The sequence below is a fragment of the Desulfosporosinus sp. BICA1-9 genome (assembly GCF_000802135.1).
This window is the reverse complement of record NZ_JUEE01000243.1, coordinates 13,507-37,529: the sequence shown is the minus strand read 5'-3', so window position 1 is coordinate 37,529 and position 24,023 is coordinate 13,507. Positions and strand designations below refer to the sequence as shown.

At 44.1% G+C, this 24,023-nt stretch carries 20 protein-coding genes; 15 read left to right on the top strand and 5 right to left on the bottom strand.

Translation table 11 applies throughout. The annotated features are described in order from the left end of the window. Positions 1–100 precede the first annotated feature (100 nt). Positions 101–2,503, top strand: coding sequence for a cyclic nucleotide-binding domain-containing protein (locus tag JL57_RS29815; RefSeq protein WP_034145508.1), 2,403 nt, complete (start codon positions 101–103; stop codon positions 2,501–2,503). A gap of 155 nt (positions 2,504–2,658) precedes the next feature. Continuing rightward, a complete protein-coding gene (gene mscL, locus JL57_RS29810; protein ID WP_034145507.1) occupies positions 2,659–3,084 on the top strand; it encodes a large-conductance mechanosensitive channel protein MscL in 426 nt (141 codons plus the stop codon). Positions 3,085–3,088: 4 nt separating this feature from the next. Here the strand turns inward: mscL and JL57_RS29805 are convergent, their stop codons facing one another. Then, a complete protein-coding gene (locus JL57_RS29805; protein ID WP_034145506.1) occupies positions 3,089–3,994 on the bottom strand; it encodes an RluA family pseudouridine synthase in 906 nt (301 codons plus the stop codon). Positions 3,995–4,156: 162 nt separating this feature from the next. Here JL57_RS29805 and JL57_RS29800 point away from each other — a divergent pair, with 162 nt between their 5' ends. From JL57_RS29800 to queG, 5 genes are all read left to right on the top strand, one after another. Continuing rightward, complete coding sequence (locus tag JL57_RS29800; protein ID WP_034145505.1) at positions 4,157–5,275, top strand: aminopeptidase; 1,119 nt, start codon at positions 4,157–4,159, stop codon at positions 5,273–5,275. 49 nt (positions 5,276–5,324) lie between these two features. After that, positions 5,325–6,206, top strand: a complete 882-nt coding sequence (locus JL57_RS29795; RefSeq protein WP_034145504.1) for a diacylglycerol kinase family protein — start codon at positions 5,325–5,327, stop codon at positions 6,204–6,206. Positions 6,207–6,331: 125 nt separating this feature from the next. Beyond that, positions 6,332–7,909, top strand: coding sequence for a CCA tRNA nucleotidyltransferase (locus tag JL57_RS29790; protein WP_034145503.1), 1,578 nt, complete (start codon positions 6,332–6,334; stop codon positions 7,907–7,909). 121 nt (positions 7,910–8,030) lie between these two features. After that, positions 8,031–8,675, top strand: coding sequence for a flavin reductase family protein (locus JL57_RS29785; RefSeq protein WP_034145502.1), 645 nt, complete (start codon positions 8,031–8,033; stop codon positions 8,673–8,675). A gap of 135 nt (positions 8,676–8,810) precedes the next feature. Then, positions 8,811–9,812: a tRNA epoxyqueuosine(34) reductase QueG gene (queG, locus tag JL57_RS29780; protein WP_034145501.1), complete on the top strand. Its 1,002-nt coding sequence runs from the start codon at positions 8,811–8,813 to the stop codon at positions 9,810–9,812. Here the strand turns inward: queG and JL57_RS29775 are convergent. The 4 genes from JL57_RS29775 to JL57_RS29760 form a co-directional block, all read right to left on the bottom strand. Then, positions 9,807–10,304, bottom strand: a complete 498-nt coding sequence (locus tag JL57_RS29775) for a flavodoxin domain-containing protein (protein WP_034145500.1) — start codon at positions 10,302–10,304, stop codon at positions 9,807–9,809. The two genes, queG and JL57_RS29775, sit on opposite strands and share 6 nt — an antisense overlap. 180 nt (positions 10,305–10,484) lie before the next feature. Then, a complete protein-coding gene (locus JL57_RS29770; RefSeq protein ID WP_034145499.1) occupies positions 10,485–11,654 on the bottom strand; it encodes an aminotransferase class I/II-fold pyridoxal phosphate-dependent enzyme in 1,170 nt (389 codons plus the stop codon). Continuing rightward, complete coding sequence (locus JL57_RS29765) at positions 11,651–12,148, bottom strand: Lrp/AsnC family transcriptional regulator (protein ID WP_034145498.1); 498 nt, start codon at positions 12,146–12,148, stop codon at positions 11,651–11,653. Before JL57_RS29765 ends, JL57_RS29770 begins: the two co-directional genes overlap by 4 nt. Before the next feature lie 167 nt (positions 12,149–12,315). Beyond that, positions 12,316–14,235, bottom strand: a complete 1,920-nt coding sequence (locus tag JL57_RS29760) for an aconitate hydratase (RefSeq protein ID WP_034145497.1) — start codon at positions 14,233–14,235, stop codon at positions 12,316–12,318. A gap of 566 nt (positions 14,236–14,801) precedes the next feature. Between JL57_RS29760 and JL57_RS35945 the strand changes: the two genes are divergently transcribed. The 8 genes from JL57_RS35945 to JL57_RS29725 all read left to right on the top strand — a co-directional run bounded on the left by JL57_RS35945 (position 14,802) and on the right by JL57_RS29725 (position 23,966). Further along, a complete protein-coding gene (locus tag JL57_RS35945; protein ID WP_291300761.1) occupies positions 14,802–15,017 on the top strand; it encodes an FmdB family zinc ribbon protein in 216 nt (71 codons plus the stop codon). A gap of 16 nt (positions 15,018–15,033) precedes the next feature. Continuing rightward, entirely contained in the window at positions 15,034–15,504 is a 471-nt protein-coding gene (locus tag JL57_RS29755; RefSeq protein ID WP_034145525.1) for a tRNA (cytidine(34)-2'-O)-methyltransferase, read from the top strand. Positions 15,505–15,674: 170 nt separating this feature from the next. Then, on the top strand, positions 15,675–16,718 hold the full coding sequence (locus JL57_RS29750) for a glycosyltransferase family 4 protein (protein ID WP_034145496.1): 1,044 nt from the start codon (positions 15,675–15,677) through the stop codon (positions 16,716–16,718). 68 nt (positions 16,719–16,786) lie between these two features. Continuing rightward, on the top strand, positions 16,787–17,743 hold the full coding sequence (locus JL57_RS29745) for a glycosyl hydrolase family 18 protein (RefSeq protein WP_034145495.1): 957 nt from the start codon (positions 16,787–16,789) through the stop codon (positions 17,741–17,743). Between the two features lie 22 nt (positions 17,744–17,765). Further along, positions 17,766–18,464 carry a metal-dependent hydrolase gene (locus JL57_RS29740; RefSeq protein ID WP_034145494.1) on the top strand — a complete coding sequence of 233 codons (699 nt, stop codon included), beginning with the start codon at positions 17,766–17,768 and terminating at the stop codon, positions 18,462–18,464. A gap of 255 nt (positions 18,465–18,719) precedes the next feature. After that, entirely contained in the window at positions 18,720–18,899 is a 180-nt protein-coding gene (locus JL57_RS29735; protein WP_034145493.1) for a small, acid-soluble spore protein, alpha/beta type, read from the top strand. Between the two features lie 94 nt (positions 18,900–18,993). Then, the gene (locus JL57_RS29730; protein WP_034145492.1) at positions 18,994–20,304 is read left to right on the top strand and encodes a DRTGG domain-containing protein; all 1,311 of its coding nucleotides are present in this window, start codon (positions 18,994–18,996) and stop codon (positions 20,302–20,304) included. A 113-nt stretch (positions 20,305–20,417) separates the two neighbouring features. After that, complete coding sequence (locus JL57_RS29725; protein ID WP_034145491.1) at positions 20,418–23,966, top strand: DNA polymerase III subunit alpha; 3,549 nt, start codon at positions 20,418–20,420, stop codon at positions 23,964–23,966. Positions 23,967–24,023 lie beyond the last annotated feature (57 nt).

Below are 24,023 nucleotides of genomic sequence, written 5' to 3'. Positions count from 1 at the left end.
TGGAAGGAAGTTTGTGTTGGCAGAAGTGTCCAGATAAGTTATAGTTTTAGAACAAGAAAGTATTTCAATGTTTTACTATTTTAACTTGATGGAGGACGCTATGCGTGACGATAAAGTTTATAATCTATCAAATATAGAGTTATTTTCTAATTTATCATCACCTGAATTAGCGGAGCTTGCGAGTGAATTTCAATGGGAGAACTATGATTTGGGCTCCGAAATTATCACGCAGGGACAGGAAAAACATTCCTTTTATATTCTGATCAAGGGAAAGACAGACGTAATGGTGAAAAAAGAAGGACAGCGTTTGTGGCGTGTCAGAACATTGGGCCCAGGGGATACCTTTGGGGCATTCTCTTTGCTTAATGGTAAGGCTTCGGAAATTACAATTCTTTGCCAGGAGGAATGTCAAGTTTTGGCGCTGGGGGCAGAGAGTTTTGCGCGCATGCTTCTGCGCTGGCCGAAACTATACCAAACGTTTATCGGACGATTAACAGAGGACCTGAATGAAGCAAACCTGATCTTATCTGAAGCCAAATATAAGGACATTCTACGGTCTACTTTGCAGCTTACCCAATATAAAGACAAGTTTTATGGACTTTGGGGAGGGGCTCGTACGACAGGAGAGGTTGAACGGAAGCTAGAAGAACTCGCTCACCCCAAGGGACATTTGCTATTAACTGGAGAACGGGGTACCGGTCGCCAGATGATGGCGTGGTACGTCCATCAACGCCAATCAGGGACAGATGCCCCTTTTGTTGTTGTGGACGGACGACGTTTTGACCAGCAGTGGAGGGACTTAATAACGGAGCCTGACAGTCAAGAGGACTCCACAGCCTTTCATGACTCCAATCTTTTCGATATTGCTGAGGGTGGAACTCTGTTTATACGCGAAATAAACCTGATATCTGCTCATACCCAGCTTAAGCTGGCCCAAGCCCTCAATCTACAGAAAAATAAATGCTTCGTCATCGGATGTTTAAATACGGAACCTGACGATATGGGACGAATTATTATTCCCGAACTTCGGGAATGCTTTGCCCATACTTATGAAATCACGCCCTTACGTATGCGTAAACGAGATATTCCTATCTTGGCACAAGGGTTTCTGGAGAAGTTGGCCCAGAAGAACCAGAGAAATGTCCCTACAATAAATCAAGAAGCTATCAAACTGTTACTTTCTCATCATTACAATCAAGGAAATGTATCAGAATTAATTCAAGTCATCGAGAGAGCTTTTTATATTGCGGACCAGGATGTAATAGGGTTAGAGCAGGTTTTTATTGGCCCAACCTCTAAACAAAACGGCAAAACCCTCAACCTTTTAGCTTGGCCCAAACTTGAGAAACTGCTTAAAAGTGGAATGCTAATTATGTGGTTACGACGTGCTACGGTTGTAGGGTTTAGCGCACTCATCATATTATTGCTCGTTTCTCCAGAAATTGCGGTAAGTACTAAAATATTCGCCTTAGTTTGGGGGTTATGGTGGCCAGCACTCGCTATTATTTCCCCTTTCCTAGGCAGACTGTGGTGCACTGTCTGCCCGTTTTCTGCGATTATGGATTTCGTGCAAAAAAGGTTTCACAAGAGTCGACCTATGCCAGAGTTTTTAATTAAATATGATTTTTTTCTGGTCAGTTTTTTGTTTCTCTTTATCTTCTGGATCGAAGTAATTACCGGGATGCGTTATAATCCTAGTTATACTGCCCTTTTGTTAATTTCAATCCAGGTTACTGCGATTCTTATTTCGATCCTCTTTCCACGCCATACTTGGTGTCGGCACTTGTGTCCTTTGGGAGGCTTTATCGGGACGGCTTCTATTGGTTCTATGTTGGAGGTTCGTGCGGATGCCACAGTTTGCTTGAATAAGTGCACTACCTTTGAGTGCTATGTTGGCAAGGGAAGTGTTCCTGGTTGTCCAATGTCTCAACATCTTCCCTTCTTAGACAATAATCTAGACTGCAAATTATGTTTTAACTGTGTGCGAAATTGTCCGAATGGTTCCGTGCAAGTTAATTTAAGGCTGGCAGGCCGAGAGGTATGGCATTTAGTCCGAGTAAACCAGGGATATGTTTTCTTTATCGGGGTAATGTTAGCAATATTAATTCCTCTTAACTACTTTGAACTCATCCAAAGGATATGGCCCACACATTGGACTGTATGGTTTAGTCTATTATTTTGGGGTTCAGGAATCGCTGGAGGAATTCTTGCTTGGCTGATCGCTAAACCCTTTAAAACAAAAGCGGCTTCCTTGCGTGTCAAGCTAGTTTTTGGCCTAACTCCTATTGTCCTCGCTGGACATATTATGTATCAAGTCGATTTTATCCCTGGTATCCGTTCCCTTTTACTAGGTGGAGGATATATTACTGCTGCAGGTCTGCAAACGTTTTATCTTCCTGCAACAGGTCTGGCTCAAGGGATTGCCGTCGCATTCGGGTTAGTGTTAACAGGCGTAACCGTGGCTATCCTTTTGATGCGTACTAAGAAAAAACATCGAACTTAAGAGACCAAAGGAACACTTTCTCCCGTAGATGTCAACTCTCACCGAAGCCGAAGCAAACTATAAACACCCACTTATGTGGGTGTCTCTAAACGTGGAAAATGAATTTCTAAAAGTTGAGGAGAAAGTATCTAGTAGGTTCAAAAAGGAGTGGTATTATGAGTTTTATTAAGGAATTTAAGGAGTTTGCTACTAAAGGTAATGTGATGGACCTGGCTGTAGGTATCATTATCGGAAGCGCTTTCGGAAAAATTGTATCATCACTTGTAGCAGATATCATTATGCCCCCGATTGGTCTTATTGTAGGGGGAATTAAATTTACCGATCTTAAGCTAGGGCTTAAAGATGCTGTAGTAGATGGTTCAGGAAAGGTGATTAAGGAGGCTGTCACCTTAAATATAGGAAACTTTATTCAGACGGCGTTTGACTTTTTGATTATTGCAGGTGCCATTTTCTTATTAGTCAAAGCAATGAATAAGTTTAATAGGAAAGAGCCTAAAGAACCACTCACTCCACCCGTCCCTAGTAAGGAAGTGCAGCTACTTACGGAGATTAGGGACCTTCTTCAGAAAAAGTCAATATGATTTCTTAGAGGCCTTTTAAGGTTTTTACTAAGTCCCTCAGATCTTTAGGAAAGGGAGCCCGAATTAAGATGGGAAGCCCAGTCGCAGGATGTAGGAAGGCATACACTAAGGAGTGTAGTGCTTGGCGAGTAATCAAAGTCTGTTCTCCGCCATAAAGATCATCCCCCAGCAAGGGATGTCCAAACCCCTCACAGTGGGCACGAATCTGATGGGTACGTCCAGTTTCTAAAACAAATTCAAGCAAAGTGACCTTCGGATAGCGATGGAGGACACGGAAATGTGTTCGAGCGGGCATACCCTGGGATCCGGTTTGGCGCTTGATAAAACTTTCAGGGGCAAATCCGAGGGGAGCGTCAATCGTTCCGTTCGATGCTAAGACGACTCCCTGAACAAAGCCGATGTAACGTTTATGGATATGCCCGCGTTCTAGTTGCCAACCAAGTTGTTGATGAGCGAATTGATTTTTAGCAATAACAACTACGCCAGAGGTGTTGCGATCAATCCGGTGAATTGGCCGATAGAGGCGATGTTCTCCTTTACGCTCCCAATAGCCGATGACTGCATTTCCTAAGGTGTTCGTCGGATAACGATGGTTGGGATGAACTACTTGTCCGACCGGCTTATTGACGGCTAAAAGGTATTCGTCTTCGAAGAGAACTTCGAGGGGAAGATCCTCGCCAGGAATGCTGGCTTCCTCGTCAGAAAAGAGTTGGATGGCTAATGTTTCTCCTTCTTTCCCTCGTGCAGTTAAATAGGTGAAACGTCCATCGACCCAAACGCGTTCCCCTTGCTTTAAACGTTGTAATAATTTAAGCGAAAAATGGAATTTATGGCGCAAGATACTAAGGTATTTTTGACCGGAGTCCTCTGCTCGTAGACGATATTCCCATAGTGAAGGTTGTCTGTTCATGCTACCTCCTATTGATGCTCTGCTTAAAAAATTCTGGACTAAAGCCGGCTTGAGTAACATACTTTTCTAAGATAAATGTGATAATAAAAGGAAATTCAAGAAATATGGAGAATATCTCCATAGTAAACAGCTTTGTTAGACTGAAATATTAGGAGGCCTACCATGAAAGATGCTCGTATCGAAAAACTAGCCGATTCTTTAATCAATTACTCGATTGCCCTTCAACCTGGCGAGAAAATCCTGATTGAGGTGTTTGGACCAGATATTCCACTCGCTCAAGCGCTTGTCAGATATGCCTATCAAGCGGGTGGTGTACCATTTCTGTCTATGGTTAATCATACCTTACTCCGTGAACTATTAAAAGAATTTACGGTTGAGCAGGCTGAGGCTATGACTCGCTGGGATCTTGCCCGCATGAAAGAGATGCAGGCCTATCTAGGAATTCGGGGTGGAGAAAATGCGAACGAATGGGCTGATATCCCTAGCGAGGCAATGAAGATATATGCTTCCCATTACCAAAAACCTGTGCATTCGGAGCAACGTGTGGGGCATACCCGTTGGTGTATTTTAAGATACCCTAACGCTTCAATGGCTCAGTTAGGAAACATGAGTATCGAAGGATTTGAAAATTTCTATTTTGACGTGTGTAACTTGGATTATTCCAAGATGTCTCGTGCTATGGATCCGTTAAAAGACCTTTTGGAGAAAACCGATCAGGTACGCATCGTCGGACCAGGAACTGATTTGACCTTCTCGATTAAAGGAATGTCAGCCATTAAGTGTGATGGACATGTAAATATTCCAGATGGGGAGATTTTTACGGCACCACTCAAAGATTCGGTTAATGGTCGAATCAGTTATAATACACCGTCTGTTTACCAAGGATTTACTTATGAAAATATTGTCTTGGAATTCGAAAGCGGAAAAATCGTTAAAGCGACTGCGAACGATACTAAACGGATAGAGTCCTTGTTTGATACAGATGAAGGTGCGCGTTACGTTGGTGAGTTTGCTATCGGAGTGAATCCATACATAAGTACTCCGATGAAAGATACCTTATTTGATGAAAAGATTGATGGGAGCTTTCATTTTACCCCTGGCTCCTGTTATGATGATTGTAACAATGGAAACAAATCTGCCATACACTGGGATTTAGTATGTATTCAAAGACCGGATTATGGTGGTGGAGAAATTTACTTCGATGAGATTTTAGTTCGCAAAGACGGACGCTTTGTCTTACCAGAACTTGAGAGTTTGAACCCTGAGAACCTAAAATCCTGAGGGATGAAGATTGAATATAATTCTAGATAAGGAGTTGATATCAACCGTCATGAAGGGTAAACGATTACGTTTGGTCTATAACCCTTACGCAGGTCGGCGAAAATTAACCAGACAACTCGATACAGTGATCCGCATTTTTCAAGAAAGCGGCTACGAGGTTTGTGTACATAGAGCATGTTCTCCTGAGGATATGGAACAAGTCGCGTCTCAAAGTAATGATGTAGACCGTTTCGTAATTGCTGGAGGAGATGGGAGTATTCATCAGGCGGTCAACGGGTTGCTGCAGATTCCAGAGGATCAACGTCCTGTGCTGGGTATTTTGCCCGTGGGGACGGCAAATGATTTAGCCTTCGCATTGCGGTTACCTAAAAGTATACCTGAAGCATGTAAAGTTATTGCCAAAGGAAATATTTTTCGCATGGATACTGGTCAGGTTAATGACCGATATTTTGTGAACGTGGCAAGTGCGGGGCTATTGACGGATGTTTCTCAAAAAGTAGATACCCGCGTTAAGAATACTCTTGGACAACTAGCGTATTTTCTCAAAGGAATTGAAACACTTCCTTTGTTTCGTCCATTCCATGTTGAGTTTGAGAAGGACGGGCAACAACATTCGGAAGAGGTTGTCTTGTTCTTGGCAGTAAATGGCCACTCGGTCGGGGGACTTCGGCAATTAGTACCAAGAGCTTCTCTGACCGACGGCAAGCTGGACATATTAATTGTTCTAGCATCTGGCTGGCCTGAAACAATCCGTCTTCTCCTCAACGTTTTGCGTAAAGAAAAAGTAGAGTCCGAAAAAATTATGGAATTTCAAACCACTGAGTTGACAGTTTACACAGATCGGGTCATTAAATCAGATCTTGACGGAGAATGCGGACCAGAAAGTGCATGGAAGGTTAAAACTGGGCCGAAAATTTCGGTACTTTGTTAAAAGCAAGAGGGCTTAAATAAGAGCGAGTAGAAAAGGGTGCCGATGGAGAAAATATCCTTGATGAAGCTTACGAGGTTCTCAAGTTGTATGCTTGATAGCTAACAGTAATGGAATGGAGGGATTTCATGACAGGCACATCCTTTCAACAGGAAATCTTAATTAAGCTCAGTGAGTTTAGCCCCGTCTACATGGTTGGTGGAGCAGTTCGTGATGCACAATGGGGAATTCCCTCCAAAGATGTGGATGCAGTTATGGCACTTTCCCTTCAAGAGATTCATAATTTAGTGTCTAATTGGGGGTATAACCCTCATCTAATGGGTGCTAAACAGGAGACGGTCAGTTTGTTCCAAGGGACAGAACGAGTGGACATCGTGTCGTTTGATGGAGAAATAGAATTAGATGCCCTCCGGAGGGATTTTACCTTAAATGCAGTTTACCAAGATGTAAGGACGGGAGAGATTAAAGATCCTTTAAATGGCCTCGAAGATTTAAAAAGTCGACGGCTTAAGGCCTGCGGGACTGCAGCGGACCGTTTTAGTGATGATCCGCTTAGAATACTACGTCTCGTTCGCCTAGCAGTCCGGAACAACTTGGAGATTGAGCCGGAGACTTGGCGGGCAGCGCTAGATCATATCCCACAACTCGAAAATGTCGCGGTGGAGCGAGTCACCGAGGAATTGGGGAGAATCCTTATTTTGGATGAGATTGATAAGGCCTTAGGGCTTCTCGATGACTTAGGGTACTTTCAAACGTATATTCCGGAACTAGCACGACTCAAAGGATTGGTGCAAAATCGCTACCATACCAAGGATGCTTGGGAACATACTCGCCAGGTTGTAAAAAATACGCCTTCCGTCGTCTTACTGCGCTTAGCGGCTTTATTTCATGATCTGGGAAAATGGGAAACAGCCAGTCGAGAGTGTTTTGTTTGGGGAACCCTTAAGCAGACAAACCAAGGTTATTCTGTTGATGATTTTAAATTGATAGGGAAAAACCTAGAGCACTGGAAGAATAAAATGGTAGAAGTCCATGGGGGAAGGTTAGATAACTACCCTGATACCATTGTCATAAAACGGATAAAACCAATGCAATACAAACTCAAAAAAACCTTTGAATGGGTTCCAGAAGGGAAGCGCCATTTTCTTCAACATGAAAAGGAAAGTGCCCGTTTGGTCAACCAAATCTTACCACGCTTTCGTTGGTCGATGGTTCTTCCCGGAGGAAGTCGTGGAGAACAAGAACTTCATTTTTTAGTCGGGCATCATATGTCGGGCACACTGGCCTTTATGACTAATTTAAAGGAAGACGTTCCAGATGCCAAGGTCATTAAAAAAAAGGCTCTCCGCTTTGCCTGGGAGATCGGTTGGGATGGGCAAAATTTTAAGACCCAAAGAGTCGAGAATCTGCTTAATTTATGGAGAGCAGATTTTCTGGGTGGGAAGCAGGACGCCGGAAAACATCAAGAACAGTTGGGCCGGATTCAGGGCGAAATCAGAAATTCGTGTACAGTCTTAATAGAACGCGCCAACTCCCTGAATTGGGGGTTTTTTGAAGAATTTGTCCATGGGAAAGGGCTGGAAGGGGAACGGTTTGGCCGCTTCAAAGAACAGGTCCGTTGGAAGATTATGATGGATACAAATCTTAGTCTGACAGATTTACAATTTCTTGAAAAAGAATACAGACTTTTTTGGCATAATAGTTAAGCAGTAGTTTTTTTGTAACTATAATTAGGGAATTAAGTACTAATTAGTGAAAAATAAATCTTGACTTAAAGAAATTATAAAATTAAAATTATAATGATTTCGATAAAGGGGGCTGAAGCTAATGGAAAAACGTTGGCGTTGTACCGTATGTGGGTATATACATACTGGCGATAATCCGCCGGATATTTGTCCAGTCTGTGGTGTTGATGCGAGTTTCTTTGAGCTTGTTACTGAAGAGGAAGCACTAAAATCATCAGAAATTAAACCGGCCACTAAGCCTGTTCTGGTGCAGCCAGACAAAGCAACTGCAATTCGTCAAGCACTCTACCGGATTTCCTACGGCCTTTTTATAATTACCGCTCAAGCTGAGGGCAAGGATAATGGTCAATGTGCAAACACTTGTTTTCAAATTACGTCAGAACCTGCTAAAATCGCAATTGGGATCAATAAACAAAACTATACCCATGAGCTTATCCAGAAGAGCGGTAAGTTTGGTGTTTCTGTATTAAGCCAAACAGGTCAGGACTATGCGCGAGGATTTGGATATCGATCGGGTCGGGATGTCAATAAGTTTGAGGGTTTGGCTGTGCACCGTGGAGAATCGGGAGTCTTATTACTAGCCGATGTGCTTGTGACTATGGAAGCAACTGTTACGGGGCAATTGGATGCAGGAACTCACACGTTATTTTTAGGGGACGTGACTGCAGGGGAGATCCTTCAAGAAGGAGATCCAATGACTTATGCCTTTTTTAGGGCATCCAAATAGTCAAATACTGCCGAAACATTATATACCCCTCGCAAAGATTGTGGGGGGCTATTTTTCATACTCTCAGGTTGTAAAGTATCGGGCAAGCTCAAGTTGATATGAAGCCTTGATTTATCCGAGGAGGAAAGGGCAAAATTGGATAAGCAACTGCAGTGGAAGAATAATATAAAAAAATGGGCATCTCAATTAGGGTTTGTCTCAATTGGGTTTACCAAAGCAGACATGATTGATGATTTAGCCCCTATGGTGCAAGCTCGGATTGATCAAGGGCTGGCGACACCTTTTGAAGATACGGAAATCCAGCGGCGGCTTGATCCTCGAGCAGTTTGGCGACTTTGCCAGACGGTTGTTGTCCTAGCCTATCCGCTCCCTTCTTCGCTTCCACCCCAAAAAGGAGAGGGTGTATTGGCACGCTCAGCAGTAGGAGGGGACTATCATCACGTCCTTGATCAGAAGATTAAGGCTTTAGTGGGTACGATGATTAGTAACAACTGGCAAGGAAACTTCGATTTCCAAGTGGATACCGGACCTTTGATTGAGCGTGGGTTTGCGGTACGAGCAGGGATTGGCTGGATTGGCCGAAATCAACAGTTGATTATTCCCAATTATGGTTCTTTTGTGACGCTGGCCATTCTTCTTTTGGACCAAACGTTTCCTCCAGATGCTGCGCTTAAAGCAGGTCAATGCGGAGCCTGTCAAAAATGTCTTCATGCCTGTCCCGCGCAGATCATTGGACAAGAACCTTTTGCCGCTAAACGTTGCATCTCTTACCTTACCCAGAGCAAGGAGGTGCTTACGGCAGAGGAACGCGGACAGCTGGGAACGCAAATATTCGGCTGCGATGTTTGTCAGGAAGTTTGTCCGCACAACCAAAAAAGAATGATGGAGGAGCAGGTGTTCCCAACCTCACTCCGGCGTGGTGTTGATTTACTGGAAACCCTTAATCTAACTAAAGGAGTGTTTCAACAACGCTTTAGAGCAACAGCGGCGGGATGGCGTGGTAAGGGCGTCCTGCAGAGAAACGCCTTTTTAGCCATGCGGAATGTTCAAGATGACCGTTTTGAATCGTGGTTAGCTAAACGCGAAAAGGATAGATCTTTGCCCCCTATCATTATTCCTTATGATAACCATTTATAATTTAGGGTTCACTGGTGATGTGTTAAATATTTCGGCAAATCGTTTGATTTCGTCAACCTTAAGATTAGACACATCACTGGTTACACCAGCAACCTTTTTCACGATTTGACGTTCAAAAAAGTTCATGTTTGAGACAATGAATTCCCCACCAAATAGTCCCTTCGCGATAGCATGATCTCTGATTTCCTTTGGATAAGCAGTTTCAAATTGTTTCTTAGATTTTTCTCCTTCATACATACAGCAGAGAAATAAACCTAGTTGCTTGGTCATAAGAAGGCTTTGATTTTGCTTGAGGAATTGTTTGACTCTCGATTTAACAGAACCTGCATAAATAGAACTTCCTAGGATGATGGACTTGTAGCTGGCTAAATTGGGGTTTGAGCACTTCTTGAGGTTGACTAATTCAACCTCACCCTTGAGTTGCTCCTGGAGTAATTGAGCAGCTTTTTCTGTTGTCCCGTGAGAAGTGGAGAAGACAATGATTGTTTTCAAGACGATCTCTCCTTAGCCAATAAGATATTGATTCTCTCATTATATAATGGATGTAGTTGTATTTATACTTATATGAACATGGTTCGAGAAGAAATAAAGCGAACAGGCACAGCGGTCGATTAACCAAGGTGCCTGTTCGCTTATTCGTTCATTTTAGTTGTAGGGTTCGTGATAGTTTCTTTATAGATTTGCTAATCTTTGCTCGACAAAACGCGTAATTCGTTTAAGGGCCTCCAGAAGTTGTTCAGTGGAATAGGCATAGGAACACCGAATATGTCCTTCTCCGGACGGTCCAAATGCCGTCCCAGGAACTACCGCGACCTTTTCGCTTTTGAGGAGTTGTTCGGCAAACTCCTCAGAGGATAATCTGGTCTTGGAAATATCGGGGAAGACGTAAAAGGCTCCTAAGGGTTCGAAACAGTCAAGCCCCATTTGCCGGAAGCCGTGAACCATCAGGCGGCGTCTCCGATCGTATTCAGTGACCATGTCGTTTTTAGCATCAGTGGCGGAACGCAAGGCCTCTAAGGCAGAGATTTGGCCCATGATCGGGGCACAGAGCATTGTGTATTGATGAATCTTTGTCATGCCACCTATGAGATGGGCGTTCCCTGCGACATAGCCGATTCTCCAGCCCGTCATGGCATAAGATTTTGAGAATCCGCTGACAAAGAGTGTGCGGTCGCGCATACCGGGTAAGCTGGCAAATGAGACATGGGTTCCGTCATAAGTAAGATCAGAATAAATATCATCCGCAAGGACGAGAAGATTATGCTTTTCTACAAACTCTGCGATTGGGAGAAGGTCCTCCCGAGTCATGATTGCGCCAGTCGGGTTATTCGGGAAGGATAGAACGAGAAGCTTCGCTTTGGGGGTATATACTTTGTCTAATTCTTCCACCCTTAAACGAAAATCGTCTTTAGCAAGGGTTGGTACGAAGCGAACACTGGCCCCAGCCAATATTGCGCAAGGGGCATAGGATACATAGGATGGATCAGGAACTAAGACGACATCTCCAGCATCGAGGACAGCTCTCATCACTAGGTCAACAGCCTCGCTGGCTCCAGTGGTGATGAGAATTTCATCAAGTGGAGCATAGGAAAGGCCCAAAGTTCTCGATAAATGGTGGGAAAGTTCCTCACGCAATTCAAAGAGGCCAGCATTACTTGTATACATTGTCTGACCCTGTTCTAAGGAAAAGATGCCACTTTCCCGTATGGTCCAAGGGGTTACAAAGTCGGGTTCTCCCACCCCTAGCGAAATTACGTCTTTCATGGTTGCTACGAGATCAAAAAACTTCCGGATCCCCGAAGGGGGAAGAGTAGCGACATGGGAGGCAAGATACTTTTTCATGGCGAGACCACGAGACGTTGAATTGTCTCTTCCTCTCCCATAAGCTCGACACCGTCTTGCTTATAGCGGCGAAGTAAAAAATGGGTTGCTGTACTTTGAACGTGCTCATGAGGAGCTAGCTTTTCAGCAACAAACAGGGCGACATCTTGCATTGTTTTGCCTTCAACGAGCAAAGCTAGGTCAAATCCACCGGACATTAGAAACAAAGAGGTTATCTCTGGGTATTTTTGTAACCGTTTAGCAATTTTGTCAAAACCGTAACCCCGCTGGGGTAATACTCTAACTTCAATCAAAGCGGTAACCTTCTCCTCGCCAGTGCGAGCCCAGTTAATCATTGGTTGATAGCCAACGATTACTTTATCCTTTTCCCATTCACTGATTCTACTTCTGACGTAGTCAGGCGACAATCCCGTTTGGATGGAAAGCTCCTCAGGTTTTAAACGACAATCTTGCGCGATGAGTTTCAGCAGTCTGCGATCTTGGTCAGTGAGCATCTGATCCCCCTCTTTAATTGTTATTAACATGTAAATTATCATAACACGTTTTTCTGTGGATTTCAGTGGGTATTATCAATGGTTCCGGAAAATCTGTAAAAATTTGAAGAACTATACTTCAGATGGAGTAAAAAACTTCACCTGAAGAAAGTTTTCTATAGTCAGTATTAGACAGAAGCGCTCGTTGAATTAAGAAGTCCCCCGGCCAGAAGGATTGTAGCTTGTCGTTCGGTGAGATCATGTTTAACTAAGACAGGGACTGGGTCATTATCTATGGTAACGGCAAAAGGTTCAGACGAGTAAATGGCCTGATGAAGGCCTGATAGGTGTAAAATCGTCCCGGGCTGAATACGATCCAAATCTTTTTCTTGGACGAAGGTAAGGGGTAGAATGCCAAAATTAATCAGGTTTGCACGGTGGATACGGGCAAAACTTTGGACTAAGACGACACGCAGTCCTAAGGACATAGGAGCAAGAGCGGCATGTTCACGGCTAGAGCCTTGACCATAATTGTGGCCTCCGACAATGACACTTTGCTTGAAGGCTTTTGCTTTTGCTGCAAACTGTTTATCGATCTTATGAAAGGTGAATTCAGAGATGGCTGGGATATTGGAGCGGAGGGGTAGGATTTTAGAACCGGCGGGCATGATATCATCCGTCGTAATGTTGTTGCCAAGCTTTAAAATAACGGGCAAGTCAAGAACATCGTCTAAGGCAGGGGCTAGAGGTAGAGGTTGAATATTCGGGCCGCGTCGAATTGGGGTATTTGGATCACCAGGGGGTAAAATCATACTGTCATCAATTCGAAACCGCTCTGGAAACTCCACAAGGGGTGAGATTTCCAAGGTGCGAGGATCGGTTATGAAGCCCGTCAAAGCACAAGCTGCTGCCACTTCCGGGCTTGCCAAAAAGACGGAAGCATCTTGAGTGCCACTTCGACCCTCGAAATTTCGGTTAAAGGTTCGGACGGAGACCGCTTTAGAGATGGGAGACTGTCCCATGCCAATGCACGGACCACAGGTTGATTCAAGCAGTCGTGCGCCACTATCGAGAAGATCCGTCAAAGCACCATTACTGGAGAGCATGCTTAAGACTTGACGTGATCCAGGGGAAATGACTAAGCTTACGTCCGGATGAACGTGTTTTCCTTTTAAGATTTGACTGACGCGCATCAGATCTTGATAGGATGAGTTCGTACAACTTCCAATGGCGACTTGATTAACAGGTGTAGCTGAGTGTTCGCTGACTGGGACCACGTTGTCTGGGCTATGCGGTTGTGCGATTAGTGGAACCAGTAAGGAAAGATCAATTGCCAGTTCTTCATCATAGGAGGCATCGTCATCGGCAAAGAGAGGCACATAGTCCTCCGCTCTTCCTTGGGCTTCTAAAAATTTAAGAGTTTGTTCGTCACTGGGAAAGATTGAAGAAGACGCCCCTAATTCAGCGCCCATATTTGTGATAGTAGAGCGTTCGGGAACTGTCAGGGTTTTCACACCCGGTCCAGCGTACTCAATAATTTTCCCTACGCCTCCTTTTACGGTGAGGGTACGGAGAATTTCCAAGATGATATCTTTGGCTGAGACCCAATCCGAAAGTTGACCAGTCAGCCAGACCCGAAGCACCTTAGGTTTGGGAAGGTAAAAAGCTCCGCCACCCATGGCTACGGCAACATCTAAACCCCCGGCACCCATAGCGAGCATCCCCATACCACCGGCAGTAGGGGTATGGCTATCCGAGCCTAGCAGAGTTTTGCCAGGTTTGGCGAAGCGTTCTAGATGGACTTGGTGACAAATTCCGTTTCCAGGTCGAGAAAAATACGCACCAAAGCGGGCGGCAGTACTTTGCAGAAACGCGTGGTCATCTGCATTTTCAAACCCTGTCTGGAGAGTATTATGATCTATATAACTCACCGAGCACTCGGTTTGTACTCTAGAAAGGTTCATGGCCTCAAATTGTAAGTAGGCCATCGTTCCTGTGGCGTCTTGGGTTAGGGTTTGATCAATACGGAGCGCGATCTCATTTCCTTTTTGCAAGTCTCCGGATACCAAGTGGGATGAAAGTATTTTTTGTGTCAGATTTTGGCCCATGCTAATTCCTCCTTTGAAGATGTTATTAACTTTATCAAAAATGACTAGGAACATCTAGAGGTTTCGGTAAAGTATACAGAATATCTGCTAAAACAAACTAATCTTTCTCCCCAATCTGATCTATTGTAAGATGTTCTCCAAGATTGCAGGATGCAAAGGGCTCTAATAAATGAATTAAGGTTATGATATAAACTAAGGGGGACTTCGCTTACCCCTCCGTGCACTGTGGTTAGGTCATTGGAAACTTTACTGAGGACTCTGTGTTCCACTTCGGCGTAGATGTTTTGTGATAAATACTTATTCAATTTAAGTCTCGACATAGGAGCAAGAGTTGCTGCCTTAGGAAGGCTATTATAGTAGTAGGCATAATCTTGGGATTAGTGGAAGTGCTATAGACGTGGATGTCTACTCGGCAAGGAAATGGTGGGAAAGAGTAGGTATTTGTAAAGATAAGTGACAAGTTTCCATATTATTAGTTTGGGTTTGTCAGAATTTTAGGTTATAATAGTTTGGATAGTCGTTGAGACTTCGCTTAATTCTAAGAAGACACTGGGAGGAATTATGCTATGCCAATGTATGAATTCGGGTGCCCGAGCTGTGGGGTTGTGACCACTGAATTGTGTAGAATGGGAGAAAACGGTGAGTGCCTGACTTGTAGCGAGTGTGGGAACACGGGGCTCATGAAACACATCTCTGGATTTGCAAGTTTAGGAGTTCCGGGAGGATTTGGGGGCGGACGTTGTTCGCAAGGGTGTCACGGAAATTGTACAGGCTGTCAGTGAAAGGGGTACCAGATTTTTGAACAAGCGACTTAATATTGTCTTAGTTGAGCCAGAAATCCCACCCAATACGGGGAACGTCGCTCGACTTTGCGCTGCGACTGGAGCTACACTACATTTAGTAAAACCATTAGGTTTTAGCATTGATGACAAGCAACTAAAACGTGCTGGATTAGACTACTGGCACCTTCTAGATATCGTTATTTACGAAAATTTTGCCGAGTTTGAGGAAAAGAATCCTGTGGGTACTCGCTACTTAGCTACGACAAAAGGTGGAAAATCCTATACCGAACTCTTATATGATGATGGAGGATACTTGCTTTTTGGCAAGGAAACCAAAGGGTTGGATCCTGAAATTCTTGCGCGTTACCCAGAAACAGCCATTCGCCTGCCAATGCGCGCAGACGCCCGTTCTCTAAATTTATCAAATTCAGTTGCGGTTATTGTGTATGAAGTATTGCGTCAATGGGATTTCCCAGATCTCGTCTAGAATCAAGGATCGACCTGCTGTTAATCGGGTAAGGAAACTAGAAGTCTTTTTACGTACGAAAGGGGAAGCATAATAGTGACAAATTCTAAAGTAGCAATTATAGATCGTGCAAAGGCAAATGAGAATTCTTTCCCTGGGGATTGTCTAGTAAAGGCGGTTGAAAAACAATCATGACATATGGGTTGACCTTTCTTATGGGCTTAGTAATTGCCGTGTTTGCAACTCCGATTACCATCATACTGGCGAAAAGGTGGGGCGCAATAGCTCATCCAGGTGGACGACACGTCCACAGTCGACCGATTCCCCGGCTTGGTGGATTGGCAATCTATGCTGCGTTTTGGATCGCGGCCATAGTGACACAGGTATGGGATAAACTAATTTGGGGGTTGTTCATAGGTAGCACCATCATTTTGGTAGTGGGTATTTGGGATGATATCCGTGAAATCCGCCCTTTGCATAAGCTTTATTGGCAAATCGCGGCTGTGGGGGTGCTTCTCCCCTTTGGGTTTTCCATGAATAGTATCTCGCTACCCTTTATCGATCCCATCGTTTTTAAAGATTATGGGCTAAGTGCCATCGGCCTTATTTTAATGATCTTTTGGGTGGTAGGGCTGGTAAACACTGTTAATGTCTCGGATGGTCTAGATGGGCTTGCCGCTGGAATATGTTTTATAGTGACTTTGCTTTTGTTTTGGTCTGCTAATCGGATTCATGAATTATCCGCAGCCAATCTTATGCTTGCGTTAGCGGGTGCCCTGCTTGGTTTTCTGTTCTTTAATTTCCCCCCCGCACGAGTTTTTATGGGAGATTCAGGGAGTATGTTCCTCGGGTATATCATCGGCGGAATTTCCATCATGGGGCTACTCAAAACGGCTACGATTTTAGGATTAGTATTTCCACTTCTTGTCTTAGGCATGCCGGTTACAGATTTGACCTTTGCCATTATTCGGCGAAAATTGCGAGGGCAATCCATTGCGAAGGCTGATCGAGGGCACTTGCACCATCGTTTACTGGATGCAGGGTTTACTCACCGCCAGGCTGTGGTATTAATGTATGGGATCAGTGCTTGTTTCGGCTTGGCAGCGGTGTTAGGAGCCAAGGGACAATGGATTTGGGCTTTAGTGGTACTTTGCGTAGTATTTGCCTTGTTAATCATGATTCTTATGCGCCGAGCCGCAAGGCTTACAGTGTTTAGCCGACGGCATTCTAAGTAAAAACTCATCCATCCACTTACACTTCTTTTTCTAACCATGCATATGATGGTCAGAAAGGGGGTATAAGTATGCCATTAAATGTATTTGCCTTTTATAATGGCTTAACCGAACAAGCTAAGGGTTATCCTTATCTTAAACGCTATGGGAATATCATTAAAGAATTAGCACTTTTTGAGGTAGCAATCGAGAACGATGGGACTCTTCGTGGGCGTCCAAGTCGGAGACTTATTAATGAAGCCCATGCAATGGGAATTAGAGTCTCCTTAGTGGTTAGCAATCTTACTAAGCAAGGTCAGTTTTCGACCACTTTAATGAGTCGTCTGGTGCGAGACCAAGAATTTGCTACCCTTGTTTGGCGGAACATAAGAGATGTCTTGGTTGATTATCAATTGGATGGGGTTAATCTTGATTTAGAAAAAACAGCCCCTGCAGACCGTCGACTTTTTAGCCAGCTGATTCAAACGTGGTCAAGGTTATTTCAAAGAGCAAATTTCATAGTTTCGATTGATGTTCCGGCGAAGACTGAAAGTGATCCGCTGAACGTCTGGAGGGGGTCATTTGAGTATAAGTCAATTGGCCAGTCCTTTGATGAAGTGATTCTCATGACTTACGAAGAGCATTGGGGAGGAAGCCCTCCCGGATCGGTTGCTTCCTTGTCCTGGGTTACGCAGGTTTTAAATTACGCCATAGCCAATATTGCCCGAGATAAAATCTTTATGGGTATTCCCCTTTACGGATATGATTGGCCAGAGGGAGGGACCGGAAAAGCGATTAGCTATCAACGCGCTATTGAGCTTGCACAGCGACAGGGTGCACCCCTACAATGGGATGCAACACAACATAGTACTTTTTTCCGTTATGAGACAGGGGGAGTTCGACATACAGTCTATTTCGAAGACCCTCGAAGCCTCAGAGAAAAATTAGAGCTTGCAGAACAAAAGGGTATTCGTGGTGTCGCACTGTGGGAAATGAACCTAAGTTATCCTCGTTTCTGGGAGGTACTTCAAATGTATGTAAAACGTTAAAAGTGATAGGAGGTTCTTAAGAATGCGTATCCACTTCCATGGACATGCCTGCTTTGAAATAGTAGGGGAAGCAGGAAGAATCCTTATTGATCCCTTTTTAACGGGTAACCCAAGGGCAACGGCTAAACCAGGCGACTTTCTTCAGCTTGATGCTATCTTGGTTACTCATGGACATAATGACCATTTAGGGGATGCCATATATTTGTCTAAGCAGACAGAAGCCTCCATTATTGCAGTTTATGAATTGGCTATGTACTGTCAGAATCAAGGCGCTAAGACGCATGCTATGCACATAGGAGGTAAGCACCAGTTTCCCTTTGGATGGGTTAAGCTTACCCAAGCCTTACATGGATCCGGGATAGAGAGTTCAGACGGAAAGACGATGATCTATGGTGGTCCACCCTGTGGATTTTTACTCCAGATGGAAGGAAAATGGCTATATCATGCAGGAGATACTGGATTATTCGGGGATATGGAACTGATCGGTCGCCGCTATCCGATTGAAGTTGCTATGCTTCCGATCGGGGATAATTATGTGATGGGGGTGGAGGAAGCAGTCCATGCTTCGCAATTGTTACGTCCTAAAGTGGTTATTCCGATGCATTATGATACGTTCCCTGTCATTGCTCAAGATGTAGGAGAGTTTTTGCATCTCCTGCAGCGCAGGGTTCCAGAGAGCCAGGGAAAGGCGCTCAGACCTGGAGAGGCCTTTGAAGTCTAAATAATAAATATTTTGACCATCCCGCTTGAGATCAAGCGGGATATTTTTATCCAGAAATGGTCAAACTTAAAACGAGGAGTGAATGATTATTTAAAAGTTTAGGAGATGACTTTGATGACAAGAAAAATGTGCTCGCTTCGTTGTCTTTATGGAGTTGATGGTCGCTGTCGTTTGGAACACCTAATCGGAGAACGGGGCCCGAATTGTCCTCATTATGAGGAAGATTTCAACATCATGAGTAGGGGGAGGATCTAAGTGAAACAGACGAAACCGAGAGTTAAGCGAATAGATCCTCTTGAACCATTAAAAATGGAAATAGCGGCTGAATTGGGTTTGCTTGATCAGATTCACAGTAATGGCTGGCATTCTTTGAGCGCTAAGGAGGCAGGACGAATCGGAGGTCTTATGACTCAGAGACGACGAAAAGATAGTTAATGTTCGACATGTAATAACACAGAACATAGTTGAATAATGAATCTTGTGATATAATTATAGACTGTATAGTAATAAGTAGGGAGAGTTTTTTAAGTTGACAAAGCATCAACAAATTTTAACCTTTATTAAACGTCTGGCAATTGGCAGTAAAGTATCTGTTCGTTTTATTGCTAAAGAATTGGATGTCAGTGAAGGAACAGCGTATCGGGCTATTAAAGAGGCTGAGGCCAAGGGATTTGTCCGTTCGATTCCAAAAGTGGGTACGATTCGAATTGAAGGGGTCAAAGAGCGACAAATTGAAGATTTGACATTGCGTGAAGTTTCACAGATAGCCGAAGGCGTGGTTATCTGCGGCTTTGATTATCTTGATCGCTCTCCAAATAAGTTTCTTATTGCAGCGATGGAAATAGATTCCATGGATCGTTTCCTTGAAGATGGAGCGCTATGCATTGTTGGAAATCGTCAAGATGTCCAAATGTATGTCTTGAAACATAATGCTTCACTCTTAATCACAGGGGGATTAGAACCGGACGAAGAAGTAGTCGCCTTAGCACGACAAAATCAATTAGTCATTATTCAATCTCCCTACGATACCTTTTCAGTCACTACGATGATTAATCGTGCTCTTTATGATCGATTAATCCAAAAAGAACTGATTTTAGTTGAGGACATCATGGTGAAAGATGTCAGTTATTTGACAGTAGATGCCACAGTAGATGATTGGCGAAAACTATCACAAACCACGGATCATAGCCGGTTCCCAGTGGTGGATAATGACATGATGTTGACCGGAATCGTATCTGCTTTAGATGTGGCAGGGGCAGACGTTAAAACAAGAATTGTTGACGTTATGAGTACTAACCCTTTTCTAGTAGGGCGAGACGATCCTGTTACCCATATTTCTCGAATTATGGTTTGGGAAGGCTGGGAAATTGCGGTCGTTGCAGATCAGGGTAAACTTATTGGAATCTTAAGCTTACAAGACGTCATTGAGGCCTACCAGCAAGTCCAAAAGCAGCCTCAGTTTGGTGAAACGGTGGATAACTTGGTATTAAGTGGGTTCCGGTACGTGGATGATGCAGAGCATCTCACGATTGAAGGGGAAATTACCAATGCCATGGTCAATGACTATGGCTCGGCAAGTTGCGGAGTAATCGTCACAGTGATGAATATGGCTGGTTATATTGGGTTGCGCAAGAAGTATCGACTGGATGCCATCACAGAAAACTTCACGCTCTATCAACTTCAACCGATTGCGGTAGGGACGGAAATCAAGGTCACGGCTAAGCTATTGTTAGTAGCCAAGAGACATTGCAATATAGAAGTGGAAGTCACAGTTAAGGATGCTGTGGTGGCCAAAGGTCTGATGACGGCTAGAATCGGGGATAAGAAGCTCGTCGGCTAAACCGTAATACACAAACTAGTGCAAAAGGGTTGTAACATAACTTGTTTTTCCAGTTTGTTACAACCCATTTATAGAATTAGGGTGAATGCTTTTTACAGGGATGTGAAGTGGACATGGCAGATAAAGAAATCTTAAGTGGAGAAGTTGGGTTTGTTCACTTACATAATCATACTGAATTTAGCTTACTCGACGGAGCAGCTCGGATCAAGAACTTGGTCAAGCGTGCGGTCGAGTTAAATATGTCGGCGTTAGCCATTACAGATCACGGGGTCATGTATGGGGTCATCGACTTTTACAAAGCCTGCCACGAAGCAGGGATCAAACCGATTATTGGCTGCGAAGTTTATGTCGCTCCTCATAAACGGTCGGATCGAACGCCTGGGAAAGACGATACTAATTATCACTTGGTTTTACTTGCTGAGAATGAAGAAGGGTATCGCAACCTGATTCGGCTGGTTTCTATGGCCCATACGGAAGGGTTTTACTATAAACCTCGCGTAGATAAAGAAATTCTTCGCGAGCATGCTAAGGGAATCATTGCCCTAAGTGCTTGTTTGGCTGGGGAAGTAGCGGATTACCTAGTGCATGATCAATTGGAGACGGCTGTTCAAAGTTCTCTAGACTATGAGAGTATTTTTGGCAAGGGGAATTTCTTTCTTGAACTTCAGGATCATGGTTTAGAGGAACAGCGTAAAGTCATCTTAGGAATGTGGAAGGTACATGAACTCACGGGGATTCCGATGGTGGCTACGAATGATGTACATTATGTGAGGCACGAAGATGCCTTTGTTCAAGACGCGTTGCTTTGTATCCAAACGGGAAAAACATTAGCGGATACTTCCCGGATGCGTTTTTCCAGTCAGGAATTCTTTCTAAAATCCGAACAGGAAATGGCCTTGCTATTCGGTGAACACCCAGAATTATTGACGAATACTTCGGAAATCGCTAAACGGTGTCAGGTGGATTTTCAGTTTGGAGACAACCATTTGCCAGACTTTGAGGTTCCACCAGGGATTACTCTTGATGGTTTTCTTGAAACAGAATGCCGCAAGGCTTTTCCTCGTTTTTATCCCCAAATGACTGAACGAGAACGAGAACGTTTAGATTATGAACTACAAGTCATTTTTCAGACGGGTTTCTCAGGATATTTCTTGATTGTAGCGGATTTTTGCCGTTTTGCTAAAGAAAATGGTGTGGCTGTCGGGCCGGGGCGAGGGTCTGCCGCCGCGAGTATGGTTGCTTATTTGCTAGGGATTACGTCGGTTGAACCGCTCCGCCATGACCTCCTCTTTGAACGATTTTTAAATCCGGATCGTATTTCAATGCCGGATATTGACATAGATTTTGACCCGGACGGCCGAGAACGTGTGATCCGTTATGTCATGGAAAAATACGGTGTGGATAAAGTATGTCAAATCATCACTTTTGGAACCATGGGAGCTAAAGCGGCTATCCGAGATGGAGGGCGAGTTTTGGGGATCCCTTTATTTCGGGTCGATAAAGTGGCCAAAGCAATTCCTTCGGACTTAGGGATGACTTTAGAGAAGGCCTTAAGTGTATCGCCTGATTTGGCCAGGATGGTCGAAGAAGATGAAGAGATTAATCGACTTTACACCTTAGCAAGATCTCTCGAAGGGATGACTCGACACGCTTCCACCCATGCCGCAGGGATTGTCATTGCCAAGGAACCTCTTATGAATTATCTTCCCTTGCAAAGAACTTCAGAGGACTTTGTTATGACTCAATTTCCAATGAAAGCTGTTGAGGAGATTGGGCTTCTAAAAATGGACTTTCTGGGTTTGCGAAACTTAACAATACTGCAAGAAGCTGTGCGACGGATCGAGGAAACTAAAGGGATCAAGCTTGATCTGGAAACCTTGCCCTTGGATGATACGAAGACATATACGCTTTTGGCGTCGGGTAATAGCACGGGCATCTTTCAGCTGGAAAGCGGTGGTATGCGGGCGATCCTTAAGGACCTTAAGCCCTCTTGTTTTGAAGATATTATTGCTGTCGTAGCTTTATATCGGCCTGGCCCGATGGAACAGATCCCGGAATTTATCCGCCGCAAACAAGGTGGTAACATTACTTATCTCCACCCTAAGTTAGAACCCATTCTTAAATCAACCTACGGGGTTATTGTCTATCAGGAACAAGTCATGCAAATTGCCCGTGATCTTGGCGGTTATTCACTGGGTCGAGCGGATCTTCTCCGTCGAGCCATGGGGAAAAAGAAAAAAGAAATCATGGCAGAGGAACGTCAGAACTTTATTCATGGGTTACAAGCTGAAGACGGAGGTTGGATTATCGCAGGGGCCCTGCGGATCGGGTTGACTCTCAAAGATGCGGAAGAAATCTTCGATCTAATGGCCAAGTTTGCCGAATATGGCTTTAATAAGGGACATGCCACTGCTTATGCTGTGATTTCCTATCATACGGCCTATTTAAAAGCAAACTATCCCTTAGAGTTCATGGCGGCGCTTATCAGCACTGTCATGGGATCGTCGGATAAGGTATCCTACTATATTCAGGATGCTCGGGTGAGCGGCATACAAGTGCTCCCTCCGGATGTTCAGTATAGTCAAGTTGGGTTTTCCATAGAAGAGCAAGCGATTCGGTTTGGATTGGGTGCTATTCGCAATGTGGGAGTCAATGTCGTGGAGAAGATTTTAGAAGCACGAAAAGAAGGGCTTTTTAAATCCCTCGATGATTTCTGTATGCGCGTTGACCATAAAGTTTTAAATCGTCGCGTTCTAGAAAGTTTGGTCCGTTCTGGATCATTTAGCTCATTCTGTTCACGGGCTCAGGCGATGGCTGTTTTGGACCAAGTGTTAGACACGGCTTCACGTCGCCAAAAAGATCGGCTTTCAGGCCAGTTTTCACTGTTCGATTTAGATGAAGATATAAATAACGGGATAAGCTTACCTCAAGTTCCGGATTTCTTAGATCGCGAGATCCTCGATATGGAGAAAGAATACCTAGGCCTCTATTTAAGCGGGCATCCGCTGTCTTCGGTTCTGCCACAAATTCAGCCGTATATGTCATCGGATATTCTCACGTGCTTAGAAGGTGAAGAGGAGAAGAAAGTGGCTCTCGGAGGTTTAGTGTCGGGATTTCGGCAGAATGTGACTAAAAAAGGTGAGATGATGGCTAGTTTCGTACTGGAAGACTTAACTGGAGGGATCGAGGTTTTGGTTTTTCCACGGGTCTATGCGCAAACTGGCTTATTCCGCAATGACCAAGTAGTGGTCGTAGTAGGCAGGTATAATATTCGAGATGACGAAAAAAAAATCTTTGCCGAAAAAATCACGAGGCTTGAAGACTTAGGACCAGCACAGTCCTCTCAACCACCAAGTAGAAATAAATTAAATTTGAGCGTAGAACCTCATGCAAATGGTAACGGTAAAACGTATAAGACAGTGGGAAAGCGTCTTTTTCTAAGATTTACAAACGAGCAAAGTGAGCTTATGCCAGTGGTCTTGGGACTGTTAAAGCGTTTTCCGGGTAGTCAGCCGGTGTATTTTTACTTTGAGGAGACCCAGAAAGTCCTGGAAGTAAAGCGAGAGTTTTGGGTTAATGATGGGGATGAGCTGAAGAACGCACTCCAAGAAGTGATTGATCTACGGAATGTGGTCTGGAAACCTGCTAAAAATTATGCCTAAAGAATAGTTTGCTTGCAGGAATCTTGGCTTTTAAGGCGAACCCATGAGAATATCCCT

Excerpts from the sequence above, each read along its gene's own strand:
- JL57_RS29790 (WP_034145503.1), top strand. The coding sequence starts at position 6,332 with ATGACAGGCACATCCTTTCAACAGGAAATCTTAATTAAGCTCAGTGAG.
- JL57_RS29805 (WP_034145506.1), bottom strand. The coding sequence starts at position 3,994 with ATGAACAGACAACCTTCACTATGGGAATATCGTCTACGAGCAGAGGAC.
- JL57_RS29800 (WP_034145505.1), top strand. The coding sequence starts at position 4,157 with ATGAAAGATGCTCGTATCGAAAAACTAGCCGATTCTTTAATCAATTAC.
- JL57_RS29815 (WP_034145508.1), top strand. The coding sequence starts at position 101 with ATGCGTGACGATAAAGTTTATAATCTATCAAATATAGAGTTATTTTCT.
- JL57_RS29785 (WP_034145502.1), top strand. The coding sequence starts at position 8,031 with ATGGAAAAACGTTGGCGTTGTACCGTATGTGGGTATATACATACTGGC.
- mscL (WP_034145507.1), top strand. The coding sequence starts at position 2,659 with ATGAGTTTTATTAAGGAATTTAAGGAGTTTGCTACTAAAGGTAATGTG.
- JL57_RS29745 (WP_034145495.1), top strand. The coding sequence starts at position 16,787 with ATGCCATTAAATGTATTTGCCTTTTATAATGGCTTAACCGAACAAGCT.
- JL57_RS29725 (WP_034145491.1), top strand. The coding sequence starts at position 20,418 with ATGGCAGATAAAGAAATCTTAAGTGGAGAAGTTGGGTTTGTTCACTTA.
- JL57_RS29740 (WP_034145494.1), top strand. The coding sequence starts at position 17,766 with ATGCGTATCCACTTCCATGGACATGCCTGCTTTGAAATAGTAGGGGAA.
- JL57_RS29795 (WP_034145504.1), top strand. The coding sequence starts at position 5,325 with ATGAAGGGTAAACGATTACGTTTGGTCTATAACCCTTACGCAGGTCGG.
- JL57_RS29765 (WP_034145498.1), bottom strand. The coding sequence starts at position 12,148 with ATGCTCACTGACCAAGATCGCAGACTGCTGAAACTCATCGCGCAAGAT.
- JL57_RS29750 (WP_034145496.1), top strand. The coding sequence starts at position 15,675 with ATGACATATGGGTTGACCTTTCTTATGGGCTTAGTAATTGCCGTGTTT.
- JL57_RS35945 (WP_291300761.1), top strand. The coding sequence starts at position 14,802 with ATGCCAATGTATGAATTCGGGTGCCCGAGCTGTGGGGTTGTGACCACT.
- JL57_RS29770 (WP_034145499.1), bottom strand. The coding sequence starts at position 11,654 with ATGAAAAAGTATCTTGCCTCCCATGTCGCTACTCTTCCCCCTTCGGGG.
- JL57_RS29760 (WP_034145497.1), bottom strand. The coding sequence starts at position 14,235 with ATGGGCCAAAATCTGACACAAAAAATACTTTCATCCCACTTGGTATCC.